This window comes from Microlunatus sp. M237, assembly GCF_056896895.1.
In genome coordinates this window covers 756240-771746 of record NZ_JBXHBL010000002.1, presented here as the reverse complement: position 1 = coordinate 771746, position 15507 = coordinate 756240, and the positions used below count along the sequence as shown (strand labels likewise).

Below are 15507 nucleotides of genomic sequence, written 5' to 3'. Positions count from 1 at the left end.
GGAACGCCCCCGCTCGGCGGCCTCGACCGACCGATCGCCGGAATTGCGTACGCCTCACGAGGAAACGGAGCAACCCGATGGACCGGGACAAGGTCGACTTCACCGCTTCGGTTCGGACCGGGTCGAACGCGATCTTGATCTCGTCGAACGTCGGCTTGGTGAACAGACCCGCCCTACGAAGGCGCGACGAACCGAAGGCCCGTCACAACGTCGTCGGGCTGCTCACGACGGCGCGGACACCTTCTCGCCGGAGCCGGTGACGGCGCGGCAGCTGCGGAGGAAGGAGGCGGCGAGCGTCTCCCGTTCGTCCAGATAACCGGCCACCATCGCACCGTCGCGGAGCAGCATCAGGTCGTCCGCCACGGCGCCTGGGTCCGGCAGGCCGAGCGGCTCGATCATCTCGGCGAAGGTCGCCTTGCACCAGGCTCGGTGGTCGGCGACGGTCTGGCGGACCGCACTGGTCTCATCCGGATACTCCGCCGCTGCGTTGATGAACGGGCACCCCCGAAAACCCGGCTCGCACGCGATCGTGCCGAGCTGCTCGGCGATGAGCTGGAAGGTCTTGTCGGCATCGCCAGCGGCAAGGGCCATCGCTTGACCGATGCCCTCGCGCTCGAACTCCGCCCGGCGTTGCAGGTGAGCCACGACGAGGTCGTCCTTGCTCTTGAAGTGCCGATAGAAGGTCACCTTCGTGGTGCCGGCTCGCTCGATCACCTTGTCGACGCTGACCGCGCGGAGCCCGTCCGCATAGAACAACTCGGTAGCAGCGTCAATCAGCCGCGAACGCATCGACACCTTCACGCCTTTGATCATAGGTGCCCCCTTCGCAGGTACTTGCGCAGTGCTTCCGTCCGGGTCTATAGTCAGCAGAGGTAGAATGACTAGTCACTCTACCTGCTAGGTCCAGCGCCGTACGGCGCGCCGCCGACGTAGCAGCCACCTGCTTGATGAAAGGAAGACCTGCGATGAACAATCGCTCATCCCGGACAGTGACCCTGACCGGCACCGACGACTCCGTTCGCGAACCCGCCCCCCAACCGACGATCGTGCTGGTGCACGGCGCCTGGGCCGACTCCTCCAGCTGGGGCCCGGTCATCGACCGGCTGACTCGCGCCGGCCTGACCGTGCGGGCGATCGCGAACCCGCTGCAGGGCGTCGACCACGACACGGCGTATCTGACCAGCTATCTGCAGAGCATCGACGGTCCTGTCGTGCTCGTCGGTCACTCCTACGGCGGGGCGATCATCACCAACGTCGACACGTCGCAGGTTGACGTGCGGGCGCTGGTCTACGTGGCCGGGTTCATTCCGGTCGCGGGGGAGACCGTCGGGCAGCTGGCCGCGCAGTCCTCGACACCGCTGCCGCTCGTCACGGTCCAGACCTTGACCGGCCCGGAGGTGCTGATCGATCCCGACGGTTTCCACGATGCCTTCGCCGGGGACCTCGACGAGGAGACCAGCCGGGTCCTCGCCATCGCGCAGCGGCCGGCGAACGTACGAGCCGTCGCCGAACCCATCAGTCATGAGGCGTTCCGGACGGTACCGACCCGGGTCCTCATCACCAGTCGCGACCGCGCCATCGACCCTGACGTGCAACGCATGATGGCCGCCCGCATCGAGGCCGACGTCACCGAGGTCGCCGCGTCCCATGCAGTTCTGCTCAGCCAGGCCGACACCGTCGCCGAGCTCATCTCCCACGCCGCTTCGACGGCTCCCATCTCCCGCTGACCCCCACACCAACCGCCACACCAACCAGAACGGAATCTCCCATGACCTCGATCGACACCCGCCAGCACGCCGACACCGGCGCCATAGCCAGCGCGCTGCGCAAGCTCTACTTCACTCGATTTGGATTCGCCATCGTCTGGGCGCTGCTCTTGGCCCTGACCGCCTCCACGCTCGGCCCGCTGAGCATCACCTTGTTGCTGATCTACCCCTTGGTCGACCTCGCCGCCGCCGTCATCGACCATCGTTCCTCGCGCGCCGCGAAGCCGGCACCCGCTCTGTTCGTGAACATGGCGCTGAGCCTGCTGGCTGTCGTCGGCCTCGGGTTCGCCGTCACCTCCGGCCTCGGCTCCGTGCTCGTCGTCTGGGGTCTGTGGGCGATCACCGCCGGAATCGTGCAGCTCATCGTCGGCGTCAGCCGACGCTCCCTCGGTGGCCAGTGGCCGATGATCCTCAGCGGCGGGATCTCCGTCTTCGCCGGCATCGGCTTCATCGTCCAGTCCGGTGGCGCGACCGCGTCGCTCACCAACCTGGCCGGTTACGCCACCCTCGGTGGCGTGTTCTTCCTGATCTCCGCGCTGCGGCTCGGACGGGCCGCGAAGGGCAGTGACCGATGACCGCGGATGACTACGACGTCATCGTGATCGGCGCCGGCCCGGTGGGCGAGAACGTCGCCGACCGGGTGGTCCAGGGTGGGCTCACCGCGGCGATCGTCGAAGCCGAGCTCGTCGGCGGCGAATGCTCGTACTGGGCCTGCATGCCCACCAAGGCCCTGCTCCGCGACGGTGCAGCGCTCCGCGCCGTGCGGCAGCTTCCGGGCGCCGCCGCCGCCGTCACCGGTGAGCTGGACGTCAGTGCCGTCCTGGCCCGCCGCGACCGGTTCGCCTCGAACTGGCGAGACGACGCCCAGGTCGACTGGTTGATCGGGGCCGGCATCACCCTCGTCCGCGGTCATGGGCGCATCACCGCTGCCCGCACCGTGTCCGTCGTGGCTCCGGACGGCAGCACGACGACGCTCACCGCACGGCATGCCGTGGTCATCGCCACCGGCACCGGTGCCGCTCTGCCGCCGATCCCCGGCCTCGCCGACGTGCACCCGTGGACCAGCCGCGAAGCCGTCTCGGCCAGCGTCATCCCGAAGCGGCTCGCGATCATCGGCGGGGGCGTCGTCGGCACGGAGATGGCCACCGCCTACAGCACCCTCGGCGCGACCGTCACCTTCATCGCCCGTGACGGCGTCCTGCCCAACGTCGAGCCGTACGCCGCGGAGCAGGTCATCGATTCCCTGCGCAAGGGCGGTGTTCGGGTGATGATCGGCGCGGACCCGAAGATGATCACCCGCGACAGCGGCGGTGCGGTACACATCACCCTGGCCGACGGTCAGCTCGTCAACGCAGAGGAGGTGCTCGTCGCCACCGGGCGCAAGCCCAACACCGATGATGTGGGCCTCGAGCAGGTCGGCCTCGCCCAGGGAAGCTGGCTGCGGGTAGACCAGACGCTGCGCGTCCTCGACACCGAGGGCAAGATCATCGACGACGGCTGGTTGTATGCGGTCGGCGACGTCAATCGGCGCGCCCTCCTGACGCACCAGGGCAAGTATCAGGCCCGCGCGGCGGGGGACGTCATCGTTGCGCGCGCCACCGGTGCGGCCGTCGACGACGGACTCTGGGGAAGGCATGTCGCCACCGCCGACGAGCGGGCTGTGCCACAGGTGATCTTCACCGACCCGGAGATCGCCTCGGTCGGTGTCACCACCAAGGCGGCGCACGCCGCGGGACTACGGGTCCGGACCGTTGAGTACGACCTCGGCGCCGTGGCCGGGGCGTCCCTGCACGCCGACGGGTACGTCGGGCGCGCGAGCATCGTGATCAACGAGGACAGCAACACCATCGTCGGGTTCACCGCGGTGGGACCTGACGTCACCGAGCTCGTCCATGCTGCGACGATCGCCATCGTCAGCGAGGTCACCCTCGATCGGCTCTGGCATGCCGTTCCGGCCTATCCCACCATGAGTGAGATCTGGCTACGCCTCCTCGAGACCGCCGGGCGATGACCGAGGCGGTGCAAGGGCGCACCGACGCGATGACCGAGGCGGTGCAAGGGCGCACCGCCAAAGCCGTGCCACTGAGTGCTCATCAATCGGTTGGCGTTGGTTGCGGGCAGTCGTATAACTGAGCTGTGATACTTCGTACCGCGACGAGCGCGGACGTCGATGCCCTGCTCGACGTCCAACACGAAGGTGCCGTTCACGGCCTTGGCCACATCTTCAGCCAGGCCGAGCATCCCTTTCCCCGTGAGGTTATCGCGGCACGATGGCGGGACGAGATCGCCGATCCTGGATTCGCGGGTCTACCTCTACACCGATGACGACAACATCACCATCCAGGATTTCGCGGCCATCCGGAGGGAGGAGCTCCTGCACTTCGGGACAGCCTTCGCCACCTGGGGAAGCGGTCTGGCCACCGATTTCCATGACGCGCTGCTGGCGGCTGCATTCGCCGAACCGCTGACGATCCTCAGGTTGCGCGCGGCACCCTCCCCCACCGCTGCCCCGTCACCACCGTCCAGGCCTGGCTGCACGCCGCCGCGATCACCGACGGTCCACTGTTTCGGGCCGTCAGCAAAGGCAACCGTGCCCTCGACCGGCGCCTCACCGCCAGCGCCGTCAACGACCTGATCCAAGCAGCAGTCGCCCGCGCCGGCCTGGTAGATGACAGTGAGCACGGTGGCTACTCCGCCCACAGCCTCCGTGCCGGGTTCGTCACCTACGCCCACGCCCGCGGCGCCTCCGACCGCGCCATCGCCCACCAAACCCGACACCGATCCATGCACACCGTCGGCACCTACATCCGCGTCGAAACCGCCTGGGAAGACAACGCCGCCACAGCGCTCGGGCTATAGGAAGGCTGATATCGGATATAGCCTTGAGGGGATGGCCGCGCCGACAGTTACACGCCAAGCGGGCCACCACAACGTTCGCCAACGTCATAGGTGACCAGCGACAAGCCTTCGCGCTGGCGATGATTGGAACTGCGACTTCCGTCCTAACCTGATTGAACCTCAGCGACTGAGTAGCGGAGATCTAGGTCGTCGCCAGGGGGACCAGCACCCCAAGGTTTGCGGAAGTCTGGACCGTTAACTCGTCCCCCGTTTCGAGATCGGGCGCGTCCGGGAATGGAATTCGTCTGCCACTTTGCACGCCAAAGATAATCGAGGATGACTCATTTATGGTCTCGGTCATACCCAGAGGAGATGGCCGAGACTAAACTAGCAAAAATTACCTGCCAAGTTTCGAGGAGTTACCACTCGCAGCCGGCTTTGAACACCAGAGCCCGCTGGGATCCAGCGCTATACCACCAGGCTCTTTCCGTTGCCGAGGCTCGATGCTGTCCCCACGGAGTTAGAACCTCGCGTGGTTCCCGATTGGCTTGCCACCACCTGACGGCGGCAGGTCCGCGAAGCTCCTGCATTGGTTGCCGGTATTCGGTGACGAATACAACTGCATCGGGCTGGGTGACGTAGCGGTCGACGTCAAGTTCATCGATACTTGACTCGTCGACGATTGATCAATGGACGCCGGTGCCGTCCCACAGCTCATTGTGACCCACCCTTGATCGGTTCTTTGCCCGTTTGGCCATCACATGCCCTTTCCGGCGTACTGACCATCGTCCGAGTACAACAGTATCTCCGGAGCTTGTTTACGCGCCAGTAGTCAATCCCAGGTCTCTTCGAAGAGGACCACACCAACAGGGACGATGCCCTCCTCTAGGTCGGGGCGTTCGGACGCTGGCCTGACGAAGAGACGCATTCCCTGCCGAGCCGCTAGACCTGGAAGGCCGAGGACGGGGTCTGGGGAGTCGTGTAGAACTTGCTGGACTGCCAAGGCGACCGCTCGGTCTGAGATGCTTTCGGTGCTCACTCCTGCCTGGTTCGCCAATGTTTCCATGGACACGATCTCCATATCCCAGCGAGTGACTATCGTTATTGTTCCTAGACCTGTCGAGGCATCACTGACATCCTCGTCATCGTCATCGCTGTCTTCGCTGTCGTCAATTGGTAGTGGGGTGGTACCGGTATAGTTGAATGCTGCACGATTCCAACTGCGCAATACTTCCACCATCTCGTCCGAAGCATCGAATATCCTGCCAATATGGACGCTCGCGTCGTCTCTTGAGACGGCATCGATGTAACGCTCGATGCCGTGCTGGAGTTCGTTGGTGACCTGCTTCAATTGGCGAAATGTGACTGGTGAGAATGGTCGGTTGCCGGGGAGATCATGGATTTGCATGTGAATCAGTCTACTCAGGGTAGGGAAGGTCCGGTGTTCGAGGAGAACCGCAGGGCACGGCGTTTCTACGAGAAGCGTGGCTGGCAGCCGACCGGGGTCAGCAGCAGGACCAGGTTCCCGCCGTATCCCGTCCTCGTGGAGTATCATCGACATCGCGGCTCGACCTCGGCGGGGTAACGCTGCTGTCCGAGGTTTGCCGACTTTCGGTGCTCGGATCGGGGCCGTCCCGATAGGGTCATCCGGGTGAGCGGCTGACCGAAAGTTCGAACGCCCCAGTCGCCCACGTCACCGGATCATCGTGTGGCATCGGCGCTGAAACGGCCCTCCAGCTGGGTTCCGCAGGCCTCCGGGTCGTCGTGACCTGCCGCGAGAAGAGGCGACGGCGACATCGTTGCGCTCAATGCCTCGGGTGGGATGGAGGCCGACGTCGACGACAGCTATGCGCTTCGTCTCAACCGCGACTCACACGTGATGTTGCTGACGAGTGCCGCCCGCTGCTGTTGCCCGGCGCACGGGTCGTCTTTGTGACCAGCCATCAGGCGCACTTCACCGATCAGCGGCAAGGGGTGAACTCAGTGCCGGGGCAGCAGGTCGAGTTGGCTGGCGTCTCCGGGGACATGATCGAGGGAACGATCACTGAAGTCTTGGCCGGCCGGATCTCCGAACGAGTGCGGCTGATGGTTCGGCAAGGCGCCGAGCCTGCTTAGCTCGACGCGTTCCGGGAGTCGAGGCCGACCTCGATCCAGAACCAGAGTTGTGGATCCTCTCGGATCTGTCGTTCCGGCACGGTGATCCAGCCGCGGCCCATCGGCCGATCCTGTCCCATCGAGGCGGGCACACCGCCTCGTCCCAGCAGCTCGTCGTATCGCGCCGGATCCGTACGCACCAGGAGGTCATCGCCGCGGCCGGCGGCCACCGCCATCCGCTCATCCACCATGAACGAGAGGCCGCCGAACATCCGCACCTCGCGTACGTTCGGGTATGGCGCCAGCAGGCCTCGCACCCTGCTCGCGAGGCTGTCCTGCGAGCCAGGAGCGGCCACGGTCACCGACCACCCTTGGCGAGGTAGTCCTGGCCGTCATAGTGCAGGTCGAGCGTCGCGATGGCGCCGTCGTCGAAGGTGAAGAACTCCGCGAAGCGGACGGTGCCACCCGGCATCTCAGCGTCGTACAGGACGGCAGAGCCCTGCTCGTCGTGGACCTCGCGGACCACGTCAATGCGGCCAACGGTGGAGATGAAACCGGCGACGCCGCGGAGGAAGCCCTCCGTTGCGTCGGGACGGTGACCCGCGAGGGAGCCGGTGAAGTCGAGGTGCTCAGACAGAACGGCGCGCAGGCCTTCCCCGGCCCCGTACGCGTCGGCTCCTGAGGTGAGGGTGCGGTAGTACTCGCGCAATGCTGCTGGTGCTGCGGTGGAGACGGTGTCGGTCACGGTTCGCTCCTCGGGGGGTGGTATATAGAATGAAGCGACCACTTGATTAAGTCAAGCAATATCTGAGGTGACCATGAAGTCCTACGGCCAGCTCTGCGCGGTAGCGCGAGCTCTCGACGTCGTCGGGGATCGCTGGAACCTGCTCGTCGTGCGCGAACTGCTGATCGTGTCTCGGGCGCGCTTCTCCGACCTCCAGCGTGGTCTGCCCGGCATCGCCCCCAACCTCCTCACCCAGCGACTCCGCGACCTCGAGAGCCATGACGTCGTACGCCGCGAGATCGCCACACCTCCCGCTGCAGGGACCTTGTATGCACTCACTGAACGTGGTGCGCAGCTCGAAGGCGTGGTGCGGGAGCTGTTGCGATGGGGAGCACCGACCGTGGCCGACGCTCCGCCCGACGCCACCTTCCAGATGCACTGGCTCGCGATGCCGGCGCGATACCTGGCTCGCGATAACGACCCGGACGCGCCGGGGGTGACCATCCGATTCGGCACCAACCGCGATGGCTTCGACCTGACGGCCGCTGCGGGCGCGGTCACCGTCGGTCCCTGCCGCTCGGATACAACTGCCGACGTCACGCTGGACGGCCCCGGCCCGGCGCTCGTTGGCCTGCTCCAAGGAGCCCTCGATGTCGCTCGGGCGACGTCCCTGGGCGTGACGGTCTCGGGAGACGAGCGCGCACTCCTTCGAATCTTGCCGCGCTGACGGCTTTCCGCCTCCCGTTACGTCCTCAAGTTCCAGCCGTAGAGCTGCCGATAGAAGGCTCGAGCCGTCGAGCCACACTCTGCCGCGACAACTCCCCGTCAGACAAGGACCAGGGTCAAGACGGTGATATCACCGTTCTCTGGGTCGTTGATCACCAGCCGTGTGTCACCGAGGCGTACGGCTGCTGGGATCCGCACGGTGAGGTTGCTGGTGAGGTCGGGCCCGACCGCAAGTGAGCCAAGCTCCCATCTTCGGTCTTGCTGCGTGAGGTGGAGTGTCGCGTTTCGGAGGGGAACCACCGGCTCGACCGGCGTCGGCGTAGGTGCACCACAGCCAGTGGTGGTCTCGCCATAGGTGTCGTTGCAGCTGTAAGTCAGATTGGAGGCCTTGACAGTCAGCACGCGGTCGCGGCGGATGTCGTGGACCACCTGTTCGTCAGATTGCGGTCCTTCTTGGCGTGGGGCAATCGAAGCGCCGTCCTGCTCCACGCTGAGTTGAGGACCGGCGCAGCCGGCAGCTGCTGGCAGGCTCGAGACGAGTCCCAGCCCAGCAGCCACCATCAGCAGCGTGCAGGCACACAAGACCGCACTGCGTAGGGGCATTCGTCGCGGGACCACCGTCTCAGCATCCCCCCGTGCGGCCGAGCCTGTCACTAGTGACCGCTGATGCCGTACGCGAGCCACCCCACCGATCGGCCACCACCTAGACCGGCCACCACGCGACGCGCCTGTTGGTGAGCCGGCGACAGCGGCGGCCGCGCCAGAGGACTTTGATCAGCATGAACGCGGGCTGATCGACAAGCACCAGGTGATGCCGCCGCCGCTAACGTGAAGTCATGATTTCCTGTGTTGTCGAATACACGATCGATCCGACGAAGATTGCCGAGTTCGAGCGCTTCGCCCGCGCATGGATGACCCTCGTCGATCGTCATGGCGGTATCCACCACGGCTACTTCCTCCCCAGTGAAGGTTCCAGCGATCGCGCGATCGCCTTGTTCTCCTTCCCATCGTTTGCCGCTTACGAGGCATACCGTCAGCTTTTCGGGGTTGATGCGGACTTCATCGCGGCAGACAAGATCCGTGACGACAGCGGCTGCGTCCTCCGCTACGACCGCACCTTCATGCGCCCCCTTCTCGCCGTCGACGACCCAGAGTGATCCTCAGGTGGTGCGGCAGAGGTTGCGGAAGCGGTGTGCGCCAGGAGAGTTGTATGGTGCGCCGCACCGCGGGATCCGTCGTGAAAGGCGGTCCGGGGAAGGTGATCGTCCACCGAGGCGGAATCATGCGAACGTCGTTGCGACCCTTGTTGCCGGCCGGCGTGGCTGCCATCGTTGAGTCATGACGGCGTTGCCCGCTGACACCCATGTCCACAGCGAATATTCGTGGGACACCGGTGGACCGACGTCGGCGGCGGCCGGGACTATGCGGCGGACTTGCGCCCGGGCCGTACGGATCGGGCTGCAGGTGGTGATCTTCACGGAGCACTTCGACGTCACTGGGTGGATAGCCGCGCCAGAGGACTTTGATCAGCATGAACGCAGGCTGATCGACGAGGACCAGGTGATGCAGCCGCCGCCGATGGACGTGGCCAGCTACTTCGAGTCGATCGAGCGCTGTCGACACGACTTCCCCGAGCTGTCCATCCTCACCGGCATCGAGTTCGGCCAACCGCATCTTGACCGCCAGCAGGCTGAGACCATGATCGACTTCTCGGCCCTCGACCGGGTGAACGGATCGCTGCACACGTTGCCGTTTCGCGGGCATCGCAGTGAACCGGTGACCCTCTTCCGCGAGCTGGCCGACCCGGCTGAGGTCGTCTGGGCCTACTTGGCAGAGATCCCGAACATGGTCACCGGCGGCAACTTCGAAGTCTTCACCCACATCGACTACGCGGCACGCTACTGGCCCACCAAGGACTACGGGCCGTTCGACCACACCAGGTTCGAGGACGGTTTTCGACAGGCCATGCGCGCTATCGCCGGCTCCGGTCGTGTCCTCGAGATGAACACCAAGCACGCCTTGCGCCCCTGGATCCCGCAATGGTGGGCTGAGGAGGGCGGCCGGGCTGTCAGCTTCGGCAGCGATGACCATGCCACCGACGGGCTGGCCGCGAACTTCCCTGAGGCAGCTGCCCTGCTCGAGCACGTCGGATTCGCACCAGGACGGCGACCTGAGGATTTCTGGACCCGCTGACGTGTCCGAACGCAGTCGTCGACGTCGCCCGCCCACAGCGCGTGATCACCCCGGACAACGCGAATAGCCGCGGAATCGCATCGGATGCGACCGCGGCTATCAGCGTTGAGGTTAGTTGTAAGACTTCCAGACGGTCGCGATGACGATGTTGGCGACCGTGAGGGCTGCCAGCGTCGGGACGACCCAACGAGCGAGCGCCTCGCGCTTCCGGTTGATCAAGGCGATGGCGAGGATCGCGATCAGGATGAGCAGCTTGACGGCGATCTTCGTGTTGTTGACCTCGTTGCCCAGCGGGTACTGGAGGCCGACGAGGACGATGCCGGTGATCAGCATCACCCAGGCACCGTGCAGGACAGCCGGAATGATGCGCGCCTTCTGGAGCTTGCTCGCAGAGATCTGCACTAGGAGGCCGCCCAGCAGGCTGGCGACGCCGATGATGTGCAAGGCGAGTACGACGTTTTTCAGAATCTCCATGCCCATCATGTTACTGACAGCGTGTCAATAACGTGAAATTCGCAGGTTCCGGCGCCACCGCCCGATGGGAGACGGGTCAGGCCGCGAGCGGGGCCAGGTTCCCGTCCACCATCTCCAGCACCCGGTCGCAGTGCTCGAGGATGTCGTGGTCGTGGGTGACCATGACCACCGCGACGTTGGCGCGGTGGGCCTGTTCGGCGAGCAGCCGCACCACTTCGTGGCTTCTGGCACGGTCCAGAGCTGCGGTGGGCTCGTCGACCAGCAGGAGCGACGGGGAGTTGACCAGCGCGCGAGCGATCCCGACGCGCTGGCGTTCGCCGCCAGAGAGCTGACCTGGGCGGTGCTTCGCGCGGTGCGCCATGCCGACGGATTCCAGGTGCAGGGCCGGGTCCACGGAGCGGTTGCCGGCCAGGCGGCCGGCGAGGCGGAGCTGGTCGGCCGCGGTGAGGGCGGGGATCAGGTTGCCTGCCTGGAACACGAAGCCGATGGTCTCGAGCCGGAACTTCGCGGCGGCGCTGCTGCGGATCGTGCCGAGGTCGGTGTCGTGCACCCGGACGGTGCCGGAGTCGGCCTTGGCGAGGGCGCCGGCCACGGCGAGGAGGGAGGACTTCCCGGATCCGGACGGACCCACGATCGCGACGAACTCACCGCGAGCGACGGTGAGGGACACGTTGTCGAGGGCGCGGATTCTGGCGTCGCCGTCGCCCAGTTCGAGCGTCACGTCGCGGATGTCGAGAGCGGGGGTCAGGGTTGTGGCGGGGGATGTCATCGCTGTCCTCCGAGGGCGGTGAGAGGGTCGATTCGAGAGATGCGGACGACGGCCAGGGCTGCGCCGACGAGTCCGAGGATGATGGTGAGAGTGGTGGCCACGGCGATCGGGACTGCCTCGAGGTCGAACGGCATCGCGTCGGGCATGAGCGCACCCAGTCCGACTCCGGCGGCCACGCCGATCACCGTGAAACCGATCAGCAAGATCGCGGCCTGCGCCATGCTGTCGCGGAGCAGGTAGCTGCGGGACGCGCCCACGGCGCGGAGGATCGCCATCTCGCCCTTGCGCTGGATCGTCCACACGGTGAAGAACGCGCCGACGACGAGAGCGCAGATGGCGTACAGGAAGACCTGGATCATGGTGAGGGTCATCGTTTCCGCCTCGTAGCCGGGCGAGGCGTTGAACGCCTCGGTGCGGGACATCGTCATCGTCTGCGCCGCGGTGTTGATGGCGTCCAGAGCCGTCTCGGCGGGTGCCGTCTTGATGGCGACGACGCTCGCGTAGTCATAGTCAAGGTCAGCGACGGCCTTTGCTGTCGGTGCGCCGGGCTGGGCGGTGTTCGAGGCGATCAGTCGCCATGTGTCGATCGGCACGTACGCGACGTCGACGTGACCGAACGTGGCCTGTCCTTCGGTGAACCCGACGACGGTGAGCTCGACGCCGATCCGGTCCAGGGTGATCACCGTGCCGAGTTCGACCCCCTCGCCTTGAGTCGTCTCCGAGACGACGATTCCGCCGAGGTTGTCACCGATCGGTTCGCCGCTGGAAAGCGGGGGCGCTAAGAATCCGTTCGGTTCGATGCCGAAGAGGGTCAGGTCGATCTGCTGGTCGGAACCCGTTGCGCCGTTGACAATGCTCACCCCCATGGGTTCCGCCTGATCGACCCCTTCGGCCTCCTGCCAGTTGGCGAGCTGATCGCGGTCGACCAGAGATCGGCTGAAGGCGTTGTCGGTGATGGTGCCTTCGTCGAAGGCGAAGGCAGCGGCCGGCACTGACCGGAGCCCGGAGACGCCATCGTTGACCAGGCCGGAGGAGAGGCCGGAGAGCAGCACCACGAGTACGGCGATCAGGGCGATCACGACACCCATCAGTGAGAACCGGCCGCGGGCGAATCGCAATTCGCGCAGAGCGAGAAACATCTTTTATTTCGTCCTAGAAGCAAAGCGTTGGCAACGCCATCGAACCGACACCCTGTCGGTAACTTACTGACAGTGTGTCACTATCTAGGAGCGTATCCAAATGTCCGCTCAGGCGCGGATCCCGTGGTCGAGGATCGCGTTCACCGAGTCGGTCACCTCGCCGGCGTCCATCCCATGGCCGACCAGCTGCATCCCTGCATTCACCACGCCCTGCACCAGCACGGCCTGGGATGCCGCGTTCGCTATACCGAGCTCCTCCAGCAACCTGCGCAGCGGTGTGGTGAGGGCGTCGTGCATCGCCATGATGGCGTCAAGGCTCTTCGGGGAAAGGTCAGTCTGCTGCAGCCCGGTCGCCAGGGTGTGCTTGCCGTCGGCGGTCATCCGCATCGTCGCCGCAACGTAGGCATGAAGACGCGGCCGACCGGGCGCGGCCGCTGCCATCGCGGCCTCCAGCTCCGCCGCCCACTCGTCAAAGGCCTGCATCGCGATCGCCGCGAGCAGATCGTCCTTGGACGGAAAGTATTCATAGAAGCTTGACCGGGCCAGTCCGGCCCGTTCGCAGACCGATCGCGGGGTGATGGCAGCCACGCCACCCTCGGCGATGATTGCCTCGGCGGCCGCAAGGAGTGCCAGGCGCTGGGCAACGCGGTGCTCCGCAACCGTGGGAGCAGTGATCTTCGGCACGCGGCCATTATGGTCCTCAGCGTTTCAGCCGACGCTGCCTCCCCGCGCCCTTGCCGCGCTCCTTGACGGTGACGGCGAGGTCTGTGGCCAGGAACCGCGGACGTGGGGATCCAGCTGCCGGCGTCTCGAACTCAGCCGCCGCCGTCCCCTTGGCGGTGCGCTGCAGGGCCGGACGACCGCGTCCGTGCCGTTCTGCGACCGAGCGTGCTCGATCATCGAGCCTCCCGTCCCCGGTCCTGAGGGCCCACCGAGAAGGAGTCCCGGCCGTCTCGACCCTGGGGAGGGTGCCTCCGGGTCTTTACGGCGTCCGGTCTCCGGACCGATACGTTTGGCAGGGTCGTAACCCCGTCCGCGATAAGGAACGTAAGGAGTGCCGTGCCGGCTCAACAGCCCCCGTGGGCAGACTCCTACGCGCCCGGAGTTCCCCTGCACCTCGACTACGGCGACACCACCGTGCTCGACCTGTGGGAGAGCGCGGCGCAGCAATATCCCGACCGGCCGGCGCTAGACTTCCTGGGCCGCGTCTCGACCTACGCCGAGGTCGCCGCGGAGGTACACCGCGTGGCGGGCGGACTGCACGCACTCGGCGTACGTCCCGGCGACAACGTCGCCCTGGTCATGCCGAACTGTCCGCAGAACGTGATCGCCTTCTTCGCAGTGCAGCGGCTCGGCGCCACCGTGGTGGAGCACAACCCGCTCTACACGGCCGCGGAGCTGCGTCACCCGTTCGTCGACCACGGTGCCCAGGTCGCGATCGTGTGGGACAAGGTGGTGCCCGTCATCGAGGAGCTCCGGGCCGGTTCGGCGCTGGAGCACGTGGTCGCGGTCGACATGACCACCCGGCTGCCGTGGACCAAGCGACTCGCGCTACGCCTGCCGATCCCGAAGGCGCGCGCGGCCCGGGACCAGCTGACCTCCCCGGCGCCGGAGGTGATGCAGTGGGCCGAGCTGGCCTCCGCACCGCCGCTGGACGAGTCGCATCCCCGCCCGGACAAGGGCGACGTCGCGCTGCTGCTCTACACCTCGGGCACATCCGGCGTGCCCAAGGGAGTGCCTCTGCTGCACCGCAACCTCGTCGCCAACGTGATCCAGGGTCGCGCCTGGGTGTCGGGCCTGCAGGAGGGGGAGGAGTCCTTTCTGGTGGCGCTGCCGTTGTTCCACGCGTACGGCGTGACGGTCAGCGTGCTGCTGGGCGTGGCGCTGGCCGCCAAGCTGGTGCTGCTCCCCAAGCCAGAGATCGGCCTCGTCATGGAGGCCATCGCGCGGCAGGTGCCGAGCTTCGTGCCCGCGGTGCCTCCGCTCTACCAGCGCATCGTCGACGAGGCGGAGCGTCGCAACGTCTCGATCAAGGGCATCCGCTATGCCCTGTCGGGCGCGATGCCGCTGCCCGCTGCGCTCGTCGAGCGCTGGGAGGCCGCCACGGGCGGGCTGCTCGTCGAGGGGTACGGCCTGACCGAGACGTCACCGGTGATCGTCGGCAACCCGATGACCACGGCGCGCCGTCCCGGCGCGATCGGGGTGCCCTTCCCCGACGTGGAGATCCGCATTGCGGACCCCGAGGACCTGGACCGCGACGTTCCCCTGGGGCAGCGCGGTGAGCTGCTGGTGCGAGGCCCGCAGGTCTTCTCCGGCTATCGACACCTGCCGGAGGAGACTGCTGCCGCCTTCCACGACGGGTGGTTCCGCACCGGGGACGTGGTGACCATGTCCCCCGACGGGTTCCTGACGGTCGTGGACCGGATCAAGGAGATCATCATCACCGGCGGCTTCAACGTCTATCCCTCGGAGGTGGAGGCCGTGCTCCGCACCCACGCCGGGGTCGTGGACGCGGCGGTAGTCGGCCTCCCGCGCGAGGACGGCGGCGAGGAGGTGGTCGCCGCGGTGGTGCTGGTGGAGGGCGTCCCGGTGCAGCCGGAGGAGCTGCGGACACATTCGCGCCGCGGGCTGACGCCCTACAAGGTGCCGCGTCGGGTCGTCTTCATGGACGAGCTGCCGACCAACCCGATGGGCAAGGTCCTGCGCCGCGAGGTGGCGATCCGGCTCCGGGAGTCCTGAGAGTCCTCCCGTCGAGGCCACGGACCTGCGGAGGGCCGGCTCGCG

18 protein-coding genes are annotated in these 15507 nt (G+C 66.3%); 8 read left to right on the top strand and 10 right to left on the bottom strand.

Annotation, left to right across the window (positions count from 1 at the left end):
• Positions 1 to 222: 222 nt before the first annotated feature.
• Positions 223 to 801, bottom strand: a complete 579-nt coding sequence (locus AC1XX3_RS09895; RefSeq protein ID WP_483320917.1) for a TetR/AcrR family transcriptional regulator — start codon at positions 799 to 801, stop codon at positions 223 to 225.
• Positions 802 to 965: 164 nt separating this feature from the next.
• Here AC1XX3_RS09895 and AC1XX3_RS09890 point away from each other — a divergent pair, with 164 nt between their 5' ends.
• From AC1XX3_RS09890 to AC1XX3_RS09880, 3 genes are read left to right on the top strand one after another with little or no spacing between them, the layout of a single operon-like run.
• On the top strand, positions 966 to 1727 hold the full coding sequence (locus AC1XX3_RS09890) for an alpha/beta fold hydrolase (RefSeq protein ID WP_483320916.1): 762 nt from the start codon (positions 966 to 968) through the stop codon (positions 1725 to 1727).
• Between the two features lie 41 nt (positions 1728 to 1768).
• Positions 1769 to 2341 (top strand): hypothetical protein, encoded by a 573-nt coding sequence (locus AC1XX3_RS09885; protein WP_483320915.1) that lies wholly within the window; start codon positions 1769 to 1771, stop codon positions 2339 to 2341.
• Positions 2338 to 3777: a dihydrolipoyl dehydrogenase family protein gene (locus AC1XX3_RS09880; protein ID WP_483320914.1), complete on the top strand. Its 1440-nt coding sequence runs from the start codon at positions 2338 to 2340 to the stop codon at positions 3775 to 3777. Before AC1XX3_RS09885 ends, AC1XX3_RS09880 begins: the two co-directional genes overlap by 4 nt.
• A 302-nt stretch (positions 3778 to 4079) precedes the next feature.
• Here the strand turns inward: AC1XX3_RS09880 and AC1XX3_RS09875 are convergent, their stop codons facing one another.
• Both AC1XX3_RS09875 and AC1XX3_RS09870 read right to left on the bottom strand, forming a co-directional pair.
• On the bottom strand, positions 4080 to 4448 hold the full coding sequence (locus AC1XX3_RS09875) for a hypothetical protein (protein ID WP_483320913.1): 369 nt from the start codon (positions 4446 to 4448) through the stop codon (positions 4080 to 4082).
• A gap of 988 nt (positions 4449 to 5436) precedes the next feature.
• Entirely contained in the window at positions 5437 to 6012 is a 576-nt protein-coding gene (locus AC1XX3_RS09870) for a hypothetical protein (RefSeq protein ID WP_483320912.1), read from the bottom strand.
• A gap of 251 nt (positions 6013 to 6263) precedes the next feature.
• On the opposite strand from AC1XX3_RS09870, the gene AC1XX3_RS09865 reads away from it, so the two are divergent.
• Positions 6264 to 6719: an SDR family NAD(P)-dependent oxidoreductase gene (locus AC1XX3_RS09865; RefSeq protein WP_483321180.1), complete on the top strand. Its 456-nt coding sequence runs from the start codon at positions 6264 to 6266 to the stop codon at positions 6717 to 6719.
• On the opposite strand, the gene AC1XX3_RS09860 is transcribed toward AC1XX3_RS09865, so the two are convergent.
• Complete coding sequence (locus tag AC1XX3_RS09860) at positions 6716 to 7060, bottom strand: TfoX/Sxy family protein (RefSeq protein ID WP_483320911.1); 345 nt, start codon at positions 7058 to 7060, stop codon at positions 6716 to 6718. The genes AC1XX3_RS09865 and AC1XX3_RS09860 overlap by 4 nt on opposite strands.
• Complete coding sequence (locus AC1XX3_RS09855) at positions 7057 to 7443, bottom strand: hypothetical protein (protein ID WP_483320910.1); 387 nt, start codon at positions 7441 to 7443, stop codon at positions 7057 to 7059. The genes AC1XX3_RS09860 and AC1XX3_RS09855 overlap by 4 nt, the downstream gene beginning before the upstream one ends.
• A gap of 73 nt (positions 7444 to 7516) precedes the next feature.
• On the opposite strand from AC1XX3_RS09855, the gene AC1XX3_RS09850 reads away from it, so the two are divergent.
• The gene (locus AC1XX3_RS09850) at positions 7517 to 8149 is read left to right on the top strand and encodes a winged helix-turn-helix transcriptional regulator (protein ID WP_483321179.1); all 633 of its coding nucleotides are present in this window, start codon (positions 7517 to 7519) and stop codon (positions 8147 to 8149) included.
• A gap of 98 nt (positions 8150 to 8247) precedes the next feature.
• On the opposite strand, the gene AC1XX3_RS09845 is transcribed toward AC1XX3_RS09850, so the two are convergent.
• On the bottom strand, positions 8248 to 8706 hold the full coding sequence (locus AC1XX3_RS09845) for a hypothetical protein (protein WP_483320909.1): 459 nt from the start codon (positions 8704 to 8706) through the stop codon (positions 8248 to 8250).
• A 278-nt stretch (positions 8707 to 8984) separates the two neighbouring features.
• Here AC1XX3_RS09845 and AC1XX3_RS09840 point away from each other — a divergent pair, with 278 nt between their 5' ends.
• On the top strand, positions 8985 to 9305 hold the full coding sequence (locus tag AC1XX3_RS09840; RefSeq protein WP_483320908.1) for an NIPSNAP family protein: 321 nt from the start codon (positions 8985 to 8987) through the stop codon (positions 9303 to 9305).
• Positions 9306 to 9486: 181 nt separating this feature from the next.
• Positions 9487 to 10341 carry a PHP domain-containing protein gene (locus tag AC1XX3_RS09835; protein WP_483320907.1) on the top strand — a complete coding sequence of 285 codons (855 nt, stop codon included), beginning with the start codon at positions 9487 to 9489 and terminating at the stop codon, positions 10339 to 10341.
• A gap of 111 nt (positions 10342 to 10452) precedes the next feature.
• Here AC1XX3_RS09835 and AC1XX3_RS09830 read toward each other — a convergent pair whose 3' ends face one another.
• The 4 genes from AC1XX3_RS09830 to AC1XX3_RS09815 form a co-directional block, all read right to left on the bottom strand.
• A complete protein-coding gene (locus AC1XX3_RS09830) occupies positions 10453 to 10824 on the bottom strand; it encodes a hypothetical protein (RefSeq protein ID WP_483320906.1) in 372 nt (123 codons plus the stop codon).
• 67 nt (positions 10825 to 10891) lie between these two features.
• On the bottom strand, positions 10892 to 11584 hold the full coding sequence (locus tag AC1XX3_RS09825) for an ABC transporter ATP-binding protein (protein WP_483320905.1): 693 nt from the start codon (positions 11582 to 11584) through the stop codon (positions 10892 to 10894).
• A complete protein-coding gene (locus AC1XX3_RS09820; RefSeq protein ID WP_483320904.1) occupies positions 11581 to 12723 on the bottom strand; it encodes an ABC transporter permease in 1143 nt (380 codons plus the stop codon). Before AC1XX3_RS09820 ends, AC1XX3_RS09825 begins: the two co-directional genes overlap by 4 nt.
• 108 nt (positions 12724 to 12831) lie before the next feature.
• Positions 12832 to 13407 carry a TetR/AcrR family transcriptional regulator gene (locus AC1XX3_RS09815; RefSeq protein WP_483320903.1) on the bottom strand — a complete coding sequence of 192 codons (576 nt, stop codon included), beginning with the start codon at positions 13405 to 13407 and terminating at the stop codon, positions 12832 to 12834.
• 375 nt (positions 13408 to 13782) lie between these two features.
• Between AC1XX3_RS09815 and AC1XX3_RS09810 the strand changes: the two genes are divergently transcribed.
• The gene (locus AC1XX3_RS09810; RefSeq protein ID WP_483320902.1) at positions 13783 to 15462 is read left to right on the top strand and encodes a long-chain-fatty-acid--CoA ligase; all 1680 of its coding nucleotides are present in this window, start codon (positions 13783 to 13785) and stop codon (positions 15460 to 15462) included.
• Positions 15463 to 15507 lie beyond the last annotated feature (45 nt).